The organism is Thalassoglobus polymorphus, assembly GCF_007744255.1.
Taxonomy (GTDB): Bacteria; Planctomycetota; Planctomycetia; order Planctomycetales; family Planctomycetaceae; genus Thalassoglobus; species Thalassoglobus polymorphus.
Map to the genome: position 1 here is coordinate 2,320,828 of NZ_CP036267.1, position 18,025 is coordinate 2,338,852.

Annotated in this window: 14 protein-coding genes; 9 read left to right on the forward strand and 5 right to left on the reverse strand. The window is 49.3% G+C overall.

Translation table 11 applies throughout. The annotated features are described in order from the left end of the window. Together Mal48_RS08480 and Mal48_RS08485 are read right to left on the reverse strand one after the other, a co-directional pair. Window positions 1-504 (reverse strand): YbjQ family protein, encoded by a 504-nt coding sequence (locus Mal48_RS08480; RefSeq protein ID WP_145197970.1) that lies wholly within the window; start codon window positions 502-504, stop codon window positions 1-3. Window positions 505-594: 90 nt separating this feature from the next. Beyond that, window positions 595-924, reverse strand: coding sequence for a YbjQ family protein (locus tag Mal48_RS08485; protein ID WP_145197973.1), 330 nt, complete (start codon window positions 922-924; stop codon window positions 595-597). Between the two features lie 525 nt (window positions 925-1,449). Here Mal48_RS08485 and Mal48_RS08490 point away from each other — a divergent pair. The 7 genes from Mal48_RS08490 to Mal48_RS08520 all read left to right on the forward strand — a co-directional run bounded on the left by Mal48_RS08490 (window position 1,450) and on the right by Mal48_RS08520 (window position 9,178). Next, window positions 1,450-1,869, forward strand: a complete 420-nt coding sequence (locus Mal48_RS08490; RefSeq protein WP_145197975.1) for a CAP domain-containing protein — start codon at window positions 1,450-1,452, stop codon at window positions 1,867-1,869. A 308-nt stretch (window positions 1,870-2,177) separates the two neighbouring features. After that, window positions 2,178-3,047: a hypothetical protein gene (locus Mal48_RS08495; RefSeq protein WP_145197976.1), complete on the forward strand. Its 870-nt coding sequence runs from the start codon at window positions 2,178-2,180 to the stop codon at window positions 3,045-3,047. 326 nt (window positions 3,048-3,373) lie between these two features. Continuing rightward, window positions 3,374-4,321 carry a DUF1853 family protein gene (locus Mal48_RS08500; RefSeq protein WP_145197978.1) on the forward strand — a complete coding sequence of 316 codons (948 nt, stop codon included), beginning with the start codon at window positions 3,374-3,376 and terminating at the stop codon, window positions 4,319-4,321. Window positions 4,322-4,427: 106 nt separating this feature from the next. Continuing rightward, window positions 4,428-5,147: a carboxylesterase family protein gene (locus Mal48_RS08505; RefSeq protein ID WP_197442169.1), complete on the forward strand. Its 720-nt coding sequence runs from the start codon at window positions 4,428-4,430 to the stop codon at window positions 5,145-5,147. A gap of 233 nt (window positions 5,148-5,380) precedes the next feature. Continuing rightward, the gene (locus tag Mal48_RS08510) at window positions 5,381-7,141 is read left to right on the forward strand and encodes a dihydrolipoyllysine-residue acetyltransferase (RefSeq protein WP_145197980.1); all 1,761 of its coding nucleotides are present in this window, start codon (window positions 5,381-5,383) and stop codon (window positions 7,139-7,141) included. 215 nt (window positions 7,142-7,356) lie between these two features. Then, a complete protein-coding gene (gene tatC, locus Mal48_RS08515) occupies window positions 7,357-8,523 on the forward strand; it encodes a twin-arginine translocase subunit TatC (protein ID WP_231739959.1) in 1,167 nt (388 codons plus the stop codon). 307 nt (window positions 8,524-8,830) lie between these two features. Then, window positions 8,831-9,178, forward strand: a complete 348-nt coding sequence (locus Mal48_RS08520; RefSeq protein WP_145197981.1) for a rhodanese-like domain-containing protein — start codon at window positions 8,831-8,833, stop codon at window positions 9,176-9,178. 186 nt (window positions 9,179-9,364) lie between these two features. On the opposite strand, the gene Mal48_RS08525 is transcribed toward Mal48_RS08520, so the two are convergent. Next, window positions 9,365-10,870: an outer membrane protein assembly factor BamB family protein gene (locus tag Mal48_RS08525; protein WP_145197983.1), complete on the reverse strand. Its 1,506-nt coding sequence runs from the start codon at window positions 10,868-10,870 to the stop codon at window positions 9,365-9,367. A gap of 167 nt (window positions 10,871-11,037) precedes the next feature. Here Mal48_RS08525 and Mal48_RS08530 point away from each other — a divergent pair, with 167 nt between their 5' ends. Continuing rightward, complete coding sequence (locus Mal48_RS08530) at window positions 11,038-12,213, forward strand: SGNH/GDSL hydrolase family protein (protein WP_145197985.1); 1,176 nt, start codon at window positions 11,038-11,040, stop codon at window positions 12,211-12,213. A gap of 20 nt (window positions 12,214-12,233) precedes the next feature. On the opposite strand, the gene Mal48_RS08535 is transcribed toward Mal48_RS08530, so the two are convergent. Both Mal48_RS08535 and ppk1 read right to left on the reverse strand, forming a co-directional pair. Then, entirely contained in the window at window positions 12,234-12,815 is a 582-nt protein-coding gene (locus tag Mal48_RS08535) for a cob(I)yrinic acid a,c-diamide adenosyltransferase (protein ID WP_145197987.1), read from the reverse strand. Between the two features lie 151 nt (window positions 12,816-12,966). Next, window positions 12,967-15,075, reverse strand: coding sequence for a polyphosphate kinase 1 (gene ppk1, locus Mal48_RS08540; protein ID WP_145197989.1), 2,109 nt, complete (start codon window positions 15,073-15,075; stop codon window positions 12,967-12,969). 392 nt (window positions 15,076-15,467) lie between these two features. Between ppk1 and Mal48_RS08545 the strand changes: the two genes are divergently transcribed. Continuing rightward, on the forward strand, window positions 15,468-17,963 hold the full coding sequence (locus Mal48_RS08545) for a DUF1549 domain-containing protein (RefSeq protein ID WP_145197991.1): 2,496 nt from the start codon (window positions 15,468-15,470) through the stop codon (window positions 17,961-17,963). Window positions 17,964-18,025 lie beyond the last annotated feature (62 nt).

The following is an 18,025-nucleotide window of genomic DNA, read 5'->3' on the forward strand; positions in this document are numbered from 1 at the left end:
TTACTCCGAAGTCGAGGCGTGGTAAGCTGTCGCCGATCCAAGAATGGCGGCCATCGGGTTGGCCTGCTTACCGCGTGTCATTGCTCCGCCGCCGACATCGGCTGTTTCGAGTCGGACATTGCATATCGCGTTGTAGCCTTGCTGGCGTGCAGAATCGATCAGTCTCAGTAGAGATTCTCGACGTGCGCGATCTTGCATCTTTTGAAAGCTGCGAACTTCTCCGCCGAAGATCCCGCGGATCGCTGCTAAGAATGTTTTCAGATAATCGCTAGCAATCACTGTTTCAGCGTAGACCATCTTTGGTGGTTTCTGTCCTGGTATCGCAGCTGGAAACGATTTTATTTGTGAGACGATCAGATCGTGAGCTTCTACTTCTCGACGTTCAAGGCTTTTGAAGTGTCGATATTCATTCACTCGCCCACCTACAATTCCGATCAGTGGAACTCCAATAAACAAAGCGGCCCAAAAGCATATCATGAGCACCGCAACAAGTGAGTCGTCCACGAGATGGCTCCTAAGAAAATTTTGAAATGACAACCAGTGAAAAGTGGCAACCAGAGAAATTGAGGAAGCGCAGAGAATTTCCTTGCTGGGTTAGCTCATGGTCGCTGGCTCGACGATGACTGCGGTTCCGTAAGCGTAAAGTTCGGCCGCACCTTGCGTCACAGCACTGGTTGTGAAGCGGACATTCACCACGGCATTGGCGCCCAACTCATCAGCCTGTGCCATCATTCGCTCGATTGCTTGTCGTCGCGATTCGGTCAACAGTTCTGTGTAGCCTTTGAGTTCTCCTCCCACAACGTTTTTTAGGCCAGCCATGATGTCTCGTCCGAGATGTTTGGCACGAACCGTGTTCCCTTGAACAATGCCGCGAATCTCTGTGATTTCATAGCCAGCAACTGTTTCCGTGTTTGTTACGATCATCTTGGTTTCGTCCTAAACATGTAATGATGAAGAATATGGAACACTAACAATACGTCTGAATTTGATGTCGTTCACGAGACTTGCTGTCAATTCAACACTTTCGCGTTGTGTGAGTCTGTGAAGGAGGCTTTTTATGCGGTGAATCGCTCATTTCTACGAGCTGGAATGTCTATCTTTTGCGAAAATTTGGCTTCAAATTTTGTGTGTGAGGAGCGTTTTCAGCTCTGAGTTCGCCTGCAAAAACGAGCTCTCTGTGCGTCAAATTTTCTGTAAATCGCTCTAAATGCGAGAATTCTCAAAAACAGAACATTTTAACTGCACTGCCTAGTACTGACTGATGTGTTTTCATCTCATTGCTGTGAATCGGTTTGCGCGAAATCCCAACATTGAGATTGAATCAATCTTCGGTTTCTAACGCAACCCCGAGTGAAAATGGTTGAATTCCTCATCTGTTAAATTAAGAATCCTGCGCAAAGCTTACGGGTTTTTCCAATTTTCCGGGCAGTTCCAGAAACGGAGTGCAGAATGACGAGGATGAAGCTAAGAGGAATGGTATTGAGTTTGTTCGGGTGTGCGGTTCTATTTATGGGAGCCGAATCCGGAACTGAGTCAAAGCCACTCACTGAGTACAAACTCATCCAGCAAATGTATGCGTCGGCGACGAATCATCGAGCCCGCTCAGGGATGTTCGCTCAACAGTTGGACGAAGATCTTTGTCGCCAAGCCCAAGCATGGGCAAACAATATGGCCAACCGAAACATGATGTATCATGGTGGCGGTGAGCAAGTTGTTGGTCGTGGATATGGAAGTCCGGAAGCATGCGTTCAGGGATGGATTAACTCACCAGGACACCGCATGTGGGTTCTAGGTGGAAACGGTCGCTGTGGTTTTGGTGTTCAGCGATCCTGGAGTGGTCAATGGTATTATGCTGGCGTCTTTCGTTAAGCGATCCTGACGACTCGAATTGATCTTGCGCTGCACAGAGACATGTCTCTGTGCAGCGTTTTTTTTGTCGTCACTTCATTTTCGGATCGATACAACTTAGTTGGCTAGTTGGTTGGTTGAATGTTCGCTGTGCTCCTGGATCAACTCTGAATGGTGACTGCATCAAGATTAAAAAACATTTTCGGAACTCTTGCGGGTGAGAGGGGTTTAACAACCAGAAGTTCTGCGTGGAAAACGACGCAGAGCCAGATCAGGTCCCTTTGATCGACTGGATGATTTTGTCTCGACCCTTACTGCGGAGTAAACAGATGCAGCGTTCTCTATTCACATTGATGATTCTTGGTGGGCTCGTTGCCTTTTCGCCGATTGCCGAAGCACAGCGTCCCGAAGGCGGAGGCGGACGGGGACGTGGTCCCGGTGGATTTCGAGGTGGTCCTCCCGGAGGTGGTCAGGCAGGTGGTGGACAGTTCAGTATGATCGGGCTGGTCGGTAATGAGCAGGTCCAGAAAGAGATCGGTCTTGAAGGAGAGAGTTTAGAAGCTGTGAAAAAGGTGGTTTCGGACTTGAGAGAACAAGGTCGTGGACAGTTTTCGAACTTTGGAAATCTTCGTGAAATGAGCCAGGAGGATCGCGACAAGGCGATGGCTGAAATCCGAAAACAACGCGATGAAACCAATGCCAAAGCGGCTCAGGAAATCGAAAAACATCTCTCGAAAGAACAGAAGACACGGCTTGAACAAATCGCCTTGCAACAACAGGGAATTCGTGCACTCGATGATGACAAAGTTGTTGTCAAACTTGAACTCTCTGAAGAGCAGCAACTGAAGATTGTAGAGTTGTTGGAAAGCCAGAGAGCTGCACAGCAAGAGCTGATGGAAAGTCTACGAGGAGGCGGTCGTGAAGGTGGCCGAGAAGGGTTTGCAGAGGCTCGGGAGAAAATCGAGGCACTCCGAAAAGAGTCTGACGAAAAGTTGATGGCTGTCTTGACTGACTCTCAGAAAACAAAATTCGCAGAAATGAAGGGCAAGCCTTTCGAACTCGAACGAAGCAGAATGCGACGTGGAGATCGTCCTCAAGGCGATCGTGGTGGCCGCGGAGCTAATCGTGGCGAAGGACGTGGAGAGGGGCGCGGCGAAGGACGTGGCGAGCGATCTCGGCAACGGCCACAATCTGAATAGTCATTCCGATATGTCGTTCATTCTCTGAATCGCGAAGCATCAATTTGAATCTTTATCATCCCCGACGACCGCCTGAAAATTTCAGTCGGTCGTTTTTTCGTTTTCTCGTGATGTACTGCCGCGCCCAGCATTACCGCGCACCGTACTGTTGGGGCCAGCATTGTCGAGTCCAGTATTTAATTGAGGGCGTTGTTTCTTCACTGGCGCACGGTAGAGCAAATTACTCTAAGAGAATCATTCGCGTTTCTTGGCGACAACTTGTTAAAGTCGAGCTTCTGTTCTGTATCGCTTGATGCCAATCGCTGAATGACCAGTCGCCAGAAATAATGTCTGATCGCTTTTCAAGAATCCTTCGTGACCTCGAGTGGGCGATCACCAGCCCTTCGTTGATAGGGCCCGGGCGTGGCTCGGAAATTGGGGATCTGAGTATTCCGGTCGATCTCGATTATGTTCGTGCTTTCTGTGCTACCGAAGAAAATGTGCTCTCACCGTTCACATCGAATTCCGGCAGCCCGATCAACTCGCACACCGATTTGATAACTGCCAGGGAAACGTTGAACAGGAATATTGAGTCACTCAAGAGTTTTCGTGTCGGACGATACTTCGAGTCTCTTATCGAGTTTTGGCTGCGCACACTTCTGGGATATGAGATCATCGAACATCAGAAACAGTTGTTTGTTGATGGGCGAACTGTTGGTGAGATCGATTTTCTTTTCAGGGATGGAAAAGGTGATGTGATTCATCTGGAAACGGCGGTGAAGTTTTATCTTCACTTTCCGGGGAGTCATCGAAGTGGTAGCCACTTCATTGGTCCAAACTCCGGAGACCACTTTGAGAAGAAAGTGAAGTCGTTATTCGATCATCAATTGAAGATAGGGAAGCAGTTTTACTCCGAGGTTGTTCGAAGTGAGGCGTTGGTAAAAGGGAGGATTTTTTATCATCCCCAAAGCCCTGCACCGGCCGAATTCCCGGACAGGATGGCGACAAACCATCTGAGCGGCTCGTGGATTTATGAAGGTGAAGTCGACTGGATCGATACGTTTCCTCCCGAATCGCTTTTCATGATTGCTCGGAAACCGCACTGGCTGGCGGAAGAGGTCGCCGAGCTTTCCTGTCCGTCGTTGAAGACCTCCGCAGCGTTACAGAATTTCTCTCGCGAGCACTTCGCGGCATCTCGGCGTCCGCTGTTAGTGAGCGTGCATAGGCCGGAGGAAGACTGTTATCGAGAGTCTTCGCGTTTCTTTATCATCCAGAAGCAGTGGCCCTCTCAATAAGCAAGTCGCTGTTTGTCGTCTCGTTTGAAGTGCTTCTCGAATGCAGGTTTGCTATTGTTTGAAAGCTCTTTGTTTTTCATACAAGATCAAAACGGGACAACGACACATGCGAACACTTCTCGCTGCTTTCATTCTTGTAGGATGTTCTCTCTCCGAAGTCGGAGCTGATGAGATAAATCAAAAGTCGGCTAAACTCAATAGGACCGTCACGGTTGAGATGGACTATCTGATCTCGCTTCCCAAAGATTATGAGAAGCAAGAGAAATGGCCCCTCATTTTATTTCTCCATGGAGCAGGTGAGCGCGGAAATGACCTGGAACGTGTTAAAGTCCATGGCCCACCAAAGCTGGTTGAGCAGGGAAAAGAATTTCCCTTTATCGTGGTTTCGCCGCAATGTCCGAAAGGGAAATGGTGGCATGCGATGGAATTAAGTGCGCTGCTTGACGAAATCGAAGAGAAGTACAAAGTTGATGCAGATCGGATTTACGTGACCGGTCTGAGTATGGGAGGATTTGGGACCTGGGACTTGGCGATGTACGCCCCGAAACGATTTGCAGCGATTGCACCGATCTGTGGCGGAGGCGATCGGCAGTTCGGAAAGGCTTTGAAAGATACTCCCGCGTGGGTCTTTCATGGAGCGAAAGATCGTGCGGTTCCGGTTGAAAGATCAGTCGAAATGGTCGAAGCAATCAAATCAAATGGTGGTGATGCGAAATTGACCATCTATCCGGATGCCCAGCACGATTCCTGGACGGAAACCTACAACAACCCAGAGTTGTATCAGTGGTTTCTGAAGCATCAGCGGTTGGCGAATGAGACGGAATGAGCTCTCTGAGTTTGCGGAAGTGGCGAAGAGTCTCTCACATCTGTGAAAAAAAGATGGTGATGCCTACTCGTCTCAAAATCACTACACTATGATCCGATAAGACATGAACAACGTTTCCAGCTCTGCATCAATATGAATGTCATTCTGGAACGAGCACGTGAATTGTGATTGATACAAACGCCTGCTTCTCCTCAATGGACTGCAGACAAAGCCTTCATAGATAGATTAGAACGATGAGTACTAGCTGGGAACTGCCAAATATCGGCGAAGGTGTCGACGAAGCTGATGTCGCGGAAATTTTAGTCTCCGAAGGTGACCAGGTTGAGCCGACACAAGCTCTCATGGAGCTTGAAACCGAAAAGGCAGTTGTCGAATTGCCTGCACCCGCTGCGGGCATCGTTAAGAAAATTCTCGTCAGTTCCGGTGATACGATTCAGGTTGGCCAAGCATATATGGAGGTCGAAGAAACCTCTGGGGCAGCTAATTCTTCCAAACCTGCCGAAGCAGCGGCTGAAACGACCAGTGATTCAGCAAAGTCTCAAGAAACGGAAAATACTGAGGAGGTTGTTGAGGTCTCAGCGGAAGCGGAGCCTGAACTGGCTGCCTCTCGAACGGAAATCGTAACAGGTTCTGTCGATTTCGATCTTCCGCCACTCGGTGAAGGTGTGGACTCAGCTGATGTGGCTGAGATCATGGTCTCCGAAGGGGATACCGTTGCAGTTGGCGATCCGTTGATGGAACTCGAAACTGATAAAGCGGTTGTCGAACTCCCAAGTGAACACGCTGGCAAGATCACAAAAATCCATGTTTCCGAAGGAGACTCTCTCCCAGTCGGTTCGCTGGTCATGACTTTTGAAGTCTCTGATTCAGTTCCCGCTTCGAAAACGGCAGCACCTCCGCAAGAAACTGCGTCCTCATCAGCGAATGAGCCATCAAAAGAAGAAGTCAAAGCAAAATCAGCAGACCAAGCTCCAGCGCGAAGCACCCCAGCGAAGCAAGCACCAGCTCAGACAACAGCTACAATCAGTACAAGCAGCGACGATAACGACTCGAACGGAACTCCAGTTCCTGCAGCTCCGTCGACAAGGCGTCTCGCTCGCGAGTTAGGTGTCAACTTGCGAGATGTCCAAGGCTCGGGCAGTGGTGGCCGAATCAGCCAGGAAGACGTACAAAAGTACGTAAAAGGGCAGCTTCAAGGGACGTCACTGAGTCGAACAGTTGCCAGTTCTAGTGGCTCCGTATTGGCTGCCGGATCGATCGCACCACCTCCTCTTCCCGATTTCTCGAAATATGGCGTGATCGAGCGGGAGAAGATGAACAAGCTCGCTCGGACAGCAGCAGAGAATTTAACTGTCTCCTGGAATGTCATTCCACATGTGACGCAGCATGACCGGGCAGACATCACCGATCTTGAAGAGGCCAGAAAACGTTTCGGTCAGGGGATCGGAAAAAATGGTCCAAAAGTCACCATGACTGCGATTGTCATCAAAGCTTTGACGACTTGTTTACAAGCGTTCCCCAAGTTCAATAGTAGCCTGGACCCGGAAACAAACGAGATCGTCTATAAGAAGTACTACAACATTGGTTGTGCGGTCGATACGCCGAACGGTCTTGTCGTTCCAGTCATTACGGATTGTGACAAGAAAAGTATCCTTGATATTGCTGCCGACGTGACTGATTTGGCAGTGAAGGCTCGCGATCGAAAACTCTCCGTCAACGAGATGCAGGGAGCAACCTGCACCGTGACCAACATCGGCGGGATCGGCGGAGTCGGATTTACACCGATTGTGAACTACCCTGAGGTTTGCATCATGGGGATGTGTCGGGGACAGAAAGAACTGAAGTTGATTGATGGGAACGTGCAGGAACGGTTGATTCTGCCAGTGAGTCTGTCTTACGACCATCGTGTGATCAATGGAGCAGAGGCCGCCAGGTTTGTGGTGACATTCTGTAACTTGCTCAACGATCCGTTTCAGTTATTAACAACCGTTTGAAGTTCCCATGAAGTGTGGGCGACTGAATAATTCGTCAAATCTTGTAATGTGTAGATTTTCAACCTATGATTTCGCCAGACAGTTTGCTCTCTCGATCTGCTTTTGTAGGTCACTCGAGTGGATACCGTTGATCTCGCTACAAGTGATGCTGCTGAATTTTTCCAGCAACGCTTCAAAGATCCGTCTGATTTCAGGTATTCACGAGTTTAAGAGATATGAACCGGCCAACTAAAGACCTCTTTGACGACTCATCGATGACGTTCGGTGAGCATCTGGAAATTCTCCGTGTGCATTTGATCAAAGCCATTATTGGCTTGGTCATCGCCGTGGTGATCTGTCTCCTGAATGGGGCTAAGCTGGTTAACATTATTCGTGGGCCAATCGATCAGGCACTGTCGAAATATTCACAAATTAACGTTGAAGACGATGTCCAGGACGGGTTCGCTGAGCAGTTGGGATTTGACACACTTTTCGAATTGTTCTTAGGAGAACCAGAAAAGACTGCGATTGATGAAGAGACCGGCGAAGAGTACGTCATTGAGGAAGAAATCAAACCACACCCTGATTTGGTGAAAGTGAAAGTTCCGGTTGAGGAAATCACTCGCGCACTTCATAAGGCCGACCCGGAACGCTTTCCGAAACCGGAGAAGCCGAAAACTTCTGGTGTCGACACTCCAAACACGACCACCACAAATGAGACTGTTCAGAATGTTGAATCTGAACAAGCAGTTCCATCCCGGAATATCACCTTGACTTTGCAAGCTCCAGAGTTTGCTCAGTTTCAGGCAACAGTGGAGCAATCTCGCCGGGCAGTCACGCTGAATGTTCAAGAGGCTTTTCTGACCTATATCAAGGTTTCGCTGATTTCGGGGCTGGTACTTTCCAGTCCCTGGATCTTCTTTCAGTTGTGGCAATTCGTCGCTGCGGGGTTGTATCCGCACGAACGAAAATATGTGTACGTTTTCGGAGGGATCAGTCTTGTGCTATTTCTCGTCGGCGCGGCATTTTGCTTTTATGCAGTCTTCCCGTTTGTGCTCAACTTCCTTTTGAAATTCAACGCAACACTCGAGATCAGCCCGCAAATCCGAATTTCTGAATGGATCAGCTTTGCTGTCATGTTACCGCTGATGTTTGGAGTTAGCTTTCAACTTCCATTGGTGATGCTCTTTCTCGAACGAATCTCAATTTTCCAGGTCGAACAGTTCAAGGAACAACGACGAATGGCCGTCTTGGTGATTGCAATTGTGTCGATGCTGCTGACTCCTGCCGATCCGATGAGCATGCTGCTGATGATGATTCCGTTGGTGTTCCTGTACGAACTCGGAATCAAACTTTGCAAGTGGGCGCCGACTGCAAGTCCGTTTGAACCTGAAGCGATCTAAAGCCGTTTGTTCTATCACGCCCCTGAAGAACGCGTTTCGCGAGTAAAAATGCTGTTCGCCACGAAGCAGGACCTGAACACGAATTCAAAAAATGCGATAAAGCAATTCCAGGATTTGCCTTAAAGTGCTTTCTCTTGAGCCACCAGTAAATCGACCTGCAAAGTCGAACTTTTACAAACCGGAAAGTATTGGAAGGGCTCGCTACCTGGACTTGGGCCAAGAGCGGCAGGTGACTCTGTTCGCGAGAATCTATCATTCAAAACATGACCGGCAAAACATAACCGGATAAGCACTGAAAGAATCACCCATGTCTGCAGAGAATCAAGAACTCCCTATTGAAGTTGATGTTCATCATGTGAAGGCGCTTCAGGATGCTGGCGAGCAATTCCTGTTTATTGATTGCCGTGAGAAAGATGAATACGAAACAGCCTGCATTGCCGGGGCGACTCTCATCCCGATGAGTGAAATGCAGGATCGCTCAGAAGAGCTTGCACAACACAAGGAGAAACACATCATTGTTCACTGCCACCACGGTGGACGCAGTATGCGGGTCACACGATGGTTAAAAGGCCAGGACTTTGCGAAAGTTCAGAACATGGCAGGCGGTATCGATGCCTGGTCGCAGGAGATCGATGATTCTGTCCCGCGATATTAGAACTGGTTCTGAAATGTGAAATTGCTCTCTCAAACGTTGAGGAAAGCGGCTATTTCAGAGGTTTTTGGACTGGTTCTAAAACAGATCGCAATTGCATCTTCCGAGTTGGTGTTCGCCGCGATGCAGAGCGCGTACTCCAATTCGAGAAATGCAATTGAGCAATCTGTTTTATCTCGACGGCAGTTGCTATTCGCTCTCTTTTTTAAGATCGATGCAGACCATCGCATCGTCACATCGTAAGTACAACAGGCCACGTGAAAGAACTGGAGCGGTCCAGCAGGGGTAGTGCATCCGTGGTGCGGAGTATCGCGAGATTTCCTGCCAGTTTTCGGTTGTCGCATTCACAAGTGCCAGAGTCCCACGTTCTGCCAGGACGATGAATTTTCCGTCTGCAAGAATTTTGGAGCCACGTCCGTAAAATGGCCACGGGACAACCTTTCCCGTCTCTTTGCTGACAATCGCTCCAGAGGCCGATCTTCCAAGAGTTTCTGGATTGTCGAACCCGCTGGTTTCCCACTTCACTTTACCGGTCTTGGCATCGATGCAGCGGAGTTCTCCCTGGTTCTCGTGGCGTCCACTAAAACCGAGGAAGCAATCGTCAAGCGGGATGGCGGTCGACCAGTGTGTAAGTAAATTACGGGCATCGCTCCACACGACGTCGTAGCTCTTCCCGTCCTGATTGACTTTCAAGAGTGTTGCCCCAACCCGATACGCAGCCGACAGCAGAATCGTATCATCGACGACGACCGGTCGAGCTGCATTGACGGAATCGTGAGTACGAGATCGGAACCAGTGCTTAAAATGAGTCTTCCCTGTCTCTGGATCAAGTGAGACCAAACCTTGCCGCATCAGACAGAGAAGATGACGTTTTCCATGAATCGTAGCTGCGACAGGAGATGAGTAGCTGACCACCATCTCGTCCCCTTTCCATCGATAAGTTGGATCGTTGGGCCAACCTGTTTCGGTGTTGTCCCATGTCTCTTCTCCGACCGCTTCCCAAAGTTTTTTCCCCGAAATTGAATCGAATGCGACAACCCCAGAGTTTGGTTGTCCTCCCACGAGAACGATCAACTTCTTGCCTTCGAGGATTGGTGATGCGCCGACACCGAAGAACCCATCAGGGATGTTGTAGTCAGCTTTGAGATCGTGCTCCCACACTAGAGATCCGTCAGAGAGCTTCAAGCAAGTCAACTTTCCTTCTGCTCCGAGAGTGAAGCAATGCTCCTTAGTCAGAATGGGGGAGCAGCGAGGGCCGTTATTGTATCCGTATGGGTCACGGAATTTGCTTGGGTATGCATGCTGCCAGATCTCTTTCCCGGTCAGTGCGTCCCAGCATTCCACGATCTCTTCATCGTCAAGACGATGATGTAAAACGATTTGCCGGCCAAGAACCGAGGGGGCTCCGTAGCCTGTGCCAACTTCTTTTTCCCAAATCAGCGGCGGACCTGCTTCCGGCCATTTTTCGAGTAAGCCTGTTTCTCGGGAAATTCCATCATGCGTCAGTCCCAGAAAATGAGGCCAGTCCTCCCCTTCTCTTTCCGGGCTAATCGTCTTTCCGGGTGAAGGTGGCGACGACGGAGACAAGGTTGCTCGCCCAGGTTCTTGAGCATCGCTGCAGGATTGAAATGTGAGAGAGAGGAAGACTCCGAAGAGGAAGAGGCCGTTTTTATTCGCGAATAAAGAAGAGGTCATCGGGCAAATTTCTTTCGTAATCACAGAGGAGTGCTCAAGGAATGAATTGAACAGTCATTTGGAAACAATTGCAAGACGACATCCTGATTCTTGTATGCTGGTTCAGTCTGTAGTAGTCTGATTCCCGTCTTACTTCTCGCGACCTCGACTTCAAGGAACTGACCGGAATGGCTCGTACTGTCGGATTGAACTCGAATGGACGACTCCACTCTCCTTTGAGTATTTGCTTTGTATTGCTTTGTCTTTCGAACATTACATTTGCCGAAGAGACCAGCAAGGAGCCTTGGAAGTATGACGCCGCATTGCTGCGTCCGTTCTGGCATGGAGAGCAAATTGAGGGCGAATCAGTTTTGTTTCTCAAAGGAGATCCAGAAGGGAACACCGGTACCGCCTCTGTTTTGTTTCCGATTCAGAAAATTCTTGCCGTCAAAAGTTCTTCAGGCGAGATCGTCTATGAGGAAGGGCGTGACTACGTTTGGAAGGTCGGCAGCCGAGAGATTTCGATTCCAGCTGGTTCGAGGATTCCGATTCACCATCCTGATGAGCTTCGTCGACCTGCCGGGTCTCAGAAATATCGCTTGACGCATCGTGACGGGAATGGCGAAATTTTATTCGGGGCGAGATTGGAATATGCTGAGATGCAAACCTGCATCACTTATCAACATGCCCCCGGTCTTTGGAAGTCTGCCGTCCCGGTTTACGATTCCAAAGCACTTCCGAAAACAGTCTCGAAACTGACGAGTAAACAGCCCGTTTCTATTGTGGTTTTGGGAGATAGTATTTCCGCAGGAGCGAACTCGTCAGAGTTAGGAAAGGCTCCGCCGTATCAGCCGGCCTATCCTGAGTTGCTGCAAATTCACCTGGAAAATCGTTTCGGAACAGAAGTGAAACTCAAAAATTTGTCTGTCGGCGGAAAAGCGACTGATTGGGGAATCACACAAGTTGAGAACGTCTTGAAAGAGAAGCCGGATCTTGTGATTCTGGCATTCGGGATGAATGACTCTGCAGGGCGATCAACGGAAGATTATCAGGCGAAGACAAAGCAAACCATCGACTTGATTCGAGAGCAGCAACCTGAAACGGAGTTTATTCTGGTCGCTTCGATGTTGGGGAACCGGGGATGGACCACGCTGAAACATGAGCGGTTTCCTGAATATCGCGACGCACTTCAGGAACTTTGTGAACCGGGCATTGCCCTTGCCGACGTGACCGCCATCTGGACGGAGTTCTTGAAACTGAAGCAGGATTGGGACCAGACCGGGAATGGTGTGAATCATCCGAATGATTTCGGACATCGTGTGTATGCACAGGTCATTGCAACACTCTTGGACCCCGGAAAATAAACCTCGAAGTGTCTGAGTGATTATTCGCCCGAGCGTTCACCGCCCGGTTTCCAAAGAATGTCAGCTTCACCATGATCGTTAACGATTCTGGCGAGAACGAACAGCAGGTCTGACAGTCGATTTAAGTAGATGACGACGAGCGGGTTGATTTTTTCCACCTCAGCGAGTGCGATGACACCGATTTCAGCACGACGGCAGACTGTTCGTGCCAGATGCAAATGAGCTGCACCCGGATTTCCTCCGGGCAGAATAAAACTGTTGAGTGGAGTCAGCTTTTCAGTATTTGCATCGATCCACTTTTCGAGTTGATCAACTTTTGGCTGCGTCATACGCAGCGGTTCATACTCGGGTGGTTCGTCTGATTCAGGGACGCACAAATCTGCTCCGACGTCAAAGAGGTCGTTCTGAATGCTCGTGAGAACTTCCGCAGTTTTGTTGGGGAGTGAACCGCAAGCAATCGCAACTCCGATCACGGCGTTGAGTTCATCAACACCTCCATACGCACCGATTCTCACATGCGTTTTGGGAACTCGAGTTCCGTCGCCCAATGACGTTTCACCGGAATCGCCGGTCTTGGTGTAGATTTTATTGAGGTAGACCATCGTGTACTTCTTTTAACGCGAATCCAAATATGGCCTTCACGTTCTTTTGCCTGAGGAGCAGCCTGCGCAGCTGCGAACTTGCTCAACGATTTTTATCGAGATGAGGATCGTTCCGGGAAAGACTGCAAAATCGCAGTCGTGTCTCTCTTTGTTAAAAGTGATGCGGCTCAAACATGGTTCTTTGTTTCTTGGCAATGCGGTTCGATGCATTCTTGCTTTCTTGATAAAGAACTTCTTGAGCTCGAAACGGCTCAGCGTCCCCGATCGCCGTTTTGATATATGAGCCATCCGGTTGAAGCACAGAGGCTTTGACGTTGTCTTGGTCGAAAACATTGAAGATGTGAATCAATTGGCGACGACATTTCGGGTCTTCAACCGGAACGAGGAGTTCTTTTCGCTGATCAAGATTCCGGGCCATCCAGTCGGCACTTGAAATATAGAGTTGCGGGTCGCCCCCTTGATGTAAGTATAAAATTCGAGCATGTTCGAGGAATCGATCGACGATACTCACGACGTGGATATTTTCACTCAATCCCGGCACCCCGGGCTTCAAACAACAGATTCCACGGATGTTCAAGAAGATTTCCACTCCCGCCTGCGAGGCTTTGTATAGAGCGTCAATGAGTGCTGTGTCGGTCAAGGCGTTGAGCTTGACCATGATTTTTGCTTCTTGTCCGTTCTCCGCCCGTTTTGCCTCGGCAGCGATATGTTCAATTAAAGTGGTTCGTAATTTCAGCGGGGCAGATTCTAGTTTGCGATAATTTTGCGGAGGCTGCGAATCGCCAGCGATTGTATTGAAAAAGGCAACTGCATCTGCCCCCAAGTCTTCATCGCACGTTAAAATCGAGACGTCGCTGTAAAGCTTGGCAGTCGATTCGTTGTAATTTCCAGTTCCGAAATGGACATACCGTTGAATTCCGCCTGGTTCGCGGCGGACGATAATGCAAACTTTGGCGTGCGTTTTGAGTCCTTTCACGCCGTGAATGACTTGAGCTCCGATCGATTCAAGCTCTCGGGCCTGTTTCAGGTTTCGTTCTTCATCAAATCGAGCTTTGAGTTCCAGCAAGACGGTGACATGCTTCCCATTGTCGACCGCCCTCTTCAGGGCGCGAATGATTGAACTTCGACTACTGATGCGATAGAGAGTCTGTTTGATGGCAATGACATCTGGGTCATCAGCTGCTTCTTCTATGAGCCTGACAACCGGTTCGAAACTTTCGTAGGGATGAAAAAGGAGCACGTCTTTTTCTGCGATCGTGTCGAACATCAATTCTTCGGCAGAAACATCTGGTGAGCGGACTGCTGGCCACGCATCATACTTCAAGTGCTCAAACCCACGTCGCCCTGCGAGTTCCATGAACGCTCCCAAATCGACGGGGCCAGGGAGGCGATAAATTTGTTCGGGACTGACATGGACTTCCTGCTGCAAAAAATGAATCAGATCATCTGAAGCTGCGTCGTCTATTTCGAGGCGCAGACAATCTGCTTCTGTCCGAGCAACAATGACCTCTGCCATGTTGACCGCGAGCCCTTGTGGTGTCAGTTCTTCAACTTCCACTTCGGCATTTCTGGTCAGTCGGAACGCGTGGCACTCCTCGACTTCTTCACCGGGAAAGAACTCGTGGATGAACAACGAGAGAATGTCCTCCAGATGCATGTAAGCAAAACCACTCTCCGAGGGTAGAGAATAAAATCGGGAGAGTGTCCGACCAAATGGGATGACTGCATATCGAGGCAGAGGAGGGACGTTCTCGGGGGAGTCCTTTCGTGGAGCGAGACGGACACAGGCGTTGACAATCTGATTCGCCAGAAGCGGAAACGGATTTCCATTTCCCACAGCCATGGGAGTCAGGACCGAGAGGATCTCTGACTGAAAGAGCTGCTTGAGCATCATTTTTTGTGCAGAGTTCAATTCATCTGCTTGAAGCTGACGAATTCCCTGCGCGCTTAATTGAGGAGCCAACTCGTTCAAGTAGCACTTGTATTGGTCGTCAACCATTTTGTTGACGCGCTCGCAAACAGCTCTCATCTGCTCGGACGGAGTCATTCCCGACGGCGAAATCGTCGCAGCGTCAGATTCAATCAGGTGAGTGAGTGCACCAATTCGAACACGGAAGAATTCATCCAGATTAGAACTTGTTATCGCCAGAAACTTCAAACGTTCGAGCAACGGGACATCTTCATCGAGAGCCTCGTTCAGAACTCGCTGATTAAATTCCAACCAACTCAATTCACGATCAAAATACGTAGTCTCACTCATTTCGAAAACTCATTTGCTTCATTCGCCCGTTGCGAACGCCTGGTGACGTTTCTGCTGATCGATGTCTCGATTTGCTTGAGAATATCAGAGTCAGGAAATCTCGCGAGTCTGAATCAGTCACTTTCTCATGATTCTTAACGGAGTTGACTGATGCCCTTTCAAATAAGACTGCACGCAGGCTGCGCAACAAGCTATCATATCAATGAATTGTGATTTGCGAATGCTGCTGGCCTCAGGAGTTGAGTGGTGGCGAAAATCTGGTCGGAAATGTAGAACTTGATTTCTCTGACGTTGAAAAAATGAGACAAAATTAAGGTTTCCGATTGGCTGTTGTGTTGCGCACTTTGAGCAATTTGAACAACTTATCTTAAACGACTCATTGACGAACAATTATGAATTCTACCATCTCCCAAACATTTCTGTTTTGTCTGATCGTTTTATGCCCGTTGGCAGCAGCTGATGAAGGTCTGGTCCTGATTCCCAATGAAATCGTTTTGAGTGGTCCAGAATCTTCCGCTCAAGTGATTCTTCAAAATCGTTCTGGTGAAATAATCCAAAGTCAGATTCATGACGAGATGGAATGGACGATTCAGGATGAGAAAATTGCAGCAGTCGACAGCGCGGGAGTGATTCGACCGAAATCAAACGGTCAGACAGTCGTTACAGTCCGGCATGGAAATCGGTCCGCCTCAGCGACGATCACAATTGGCGAGATGGATGTCCCGTACGTGTGGAGTTTTCGAAATCATGTTGAGCCGGCACTGACGAAGGCTGGGTGTAACACTGGGGCTTGTCATGGGGCTCTCGCAGGGAAAGGAGGGTTCCGACTCTCTTTAGGAATGTATGATCCGCAGTCAGACCACTTCACGGTCACGAAGCAAGATCTTGGTCGGCGTGTCGAATTCTCAGATCCCGGGCGAAGTTTGGTTCTTGCGAAACCTTCGGGAGCGATCCCACACAAAGGAGGTTTGCGACTGGACAACGAATCGAGAGACTATCGCATCATCGCAGAATGGATTGCAAACGGTGCACCTGCTCCCAGCAAAAATGACCCCTTGGTTGAAACAATCACGGTGTTGCCCAAGCGAGTTCAGCTTAAGAGAGGGCAAACTCAACAACTTCTCGGGTACGCAAAATATACTGACCATTCAAATCGTGATGTGACGAACTGGGTGAAGTGGACATCCACGAACGAAGCGGTCTGTACGGTTGATGACACAGGGAAGGTCTCCATCATCGGGTCTGGTGAAGGGGCGATTGTCGGTTGGTTCTCGTCGAAAATTTCAGTCGCACGAATTACGGTCCCTTATGAAAACGATGTCCCGGCGGAAGTCTATACCTCACTCAAGCCCCGTGGGTTCATCGACACGTTGATCAACGAGCAGCTTGAACGTCTCAATCTCCCACCCTCGCCAAAGTGCGATGACGCAACGTTCGTTCGGCGGGTCTTCCTCGATACGATTGGGCTTCCACCAACCCCTGAAGAAGTGAAGTCATTTCTCGCTGCGACTGAAGAAGACAAACGAGAAAAGCTGATTGAGTCGCTGCTCGAACGTCCGGAGTTTGTCGACTACTGGACCTACAAGTGGTCAGACATTTTGATGCTCAATGGTCAATTGTTGAGGCCAGAGGCGCTTAAGGCTTATTACAAATGGGTTTATGCTCAGGTCGAAAAAAATACTCCGTGGGATCAGTTCGTTCGAGAGATTTTGACTGCGACCGGCAGCACCTATGAAAATGGAGCGGCCAATTTCTATTCGCTGTATGAAACTCCTGAAGACATGACCGAGAATGCCTGTCAGGCATTTATGGGGCTGAGTATTGGCTGTGCGAAATGTCATAATCATCCGCTCGAAAAATGGACGAATGACCAGTACTACTCGATGGCAAATCTCTTCTCCCGAGTGCGTGCAAAAGGCTGGGGCGGAGATCGACGAAATGGTGACGGATTGCGGACTGTCTTCGTTGTCGAGAGCGGAGAACTGTATCAACCTCGAACAGGCAAGCCGCAACCGCCGACTCCGCTCGATGGAGAACCGATTCCTTTTGACAGCACCGAAGATCGCAGAGTTGAGCTGGCAAAGTGGATGACATCTCCGGAAAACCCCTACTTCGCGAAGTCGATAACCAATCGTGTCTGGGCGAATTTCTTCGGCGTGGGGCTGGTTGAATCGATCGACGACATGCGTGTCTCGAACCCCGCCAGCAATGAAGAACTTCTCGAAGCCGCTGCAAAATATGTTGTTGAGAACAAATTTGATTTAAAAACGCTGATGCGGCAAATCCTGCAGTCGAATGCCTATCAGCGTTCGAGCTTACCGGTTGAGGGGAACGAAGCCGACACTCGCTTCTATTCGAGATACTTCCCTCGTCGATTGATTGCGGAAGTCATCCACGATTCGATTGCTCAGGCGACTGATGTCCCTTCAAACTTTGAACGTGTCGCTTTCCCTGGTGCAGACTTCCAAAAGACGGACTTTTATCCTGTTGGGACCCGTGCGATTCAGCTTTATGACTCTTCGGTAGAATCTTACTTTCTGAAAACCTTCGGAAGAAACACACGCAACATTGTTTGCGAGTGCGAGCGATCCAACGTCCCAAGCATGGTGCAGGTCTTGCATCTGTCGAATGGAACAACGATCAACGAAAAGGTTGAAAGCAAAGAGGGCCGCATCGCATCGCTGCTCGCCCAGCGGGAAAATGGAATGTCTACTGAGTCGCTCGTTGATCAATCATTTCTTTGGTGCTTGAGCCGCTACCCAACTGTTGACGAGCGAAGTGCTTTGACCACAATCATGAATGAAGCGTCCCCAGAAGAACAACGTCTCGTCATCGAAGATCTTTTCTGGTCGCTGATGACCAGCCGCGAGTTTATTTTTAATCACTAATTGTTTCTGATCAGACGTTTTTTAGCAGGACGAAATCTCTACATTCAGTCGTGGAAATTCCA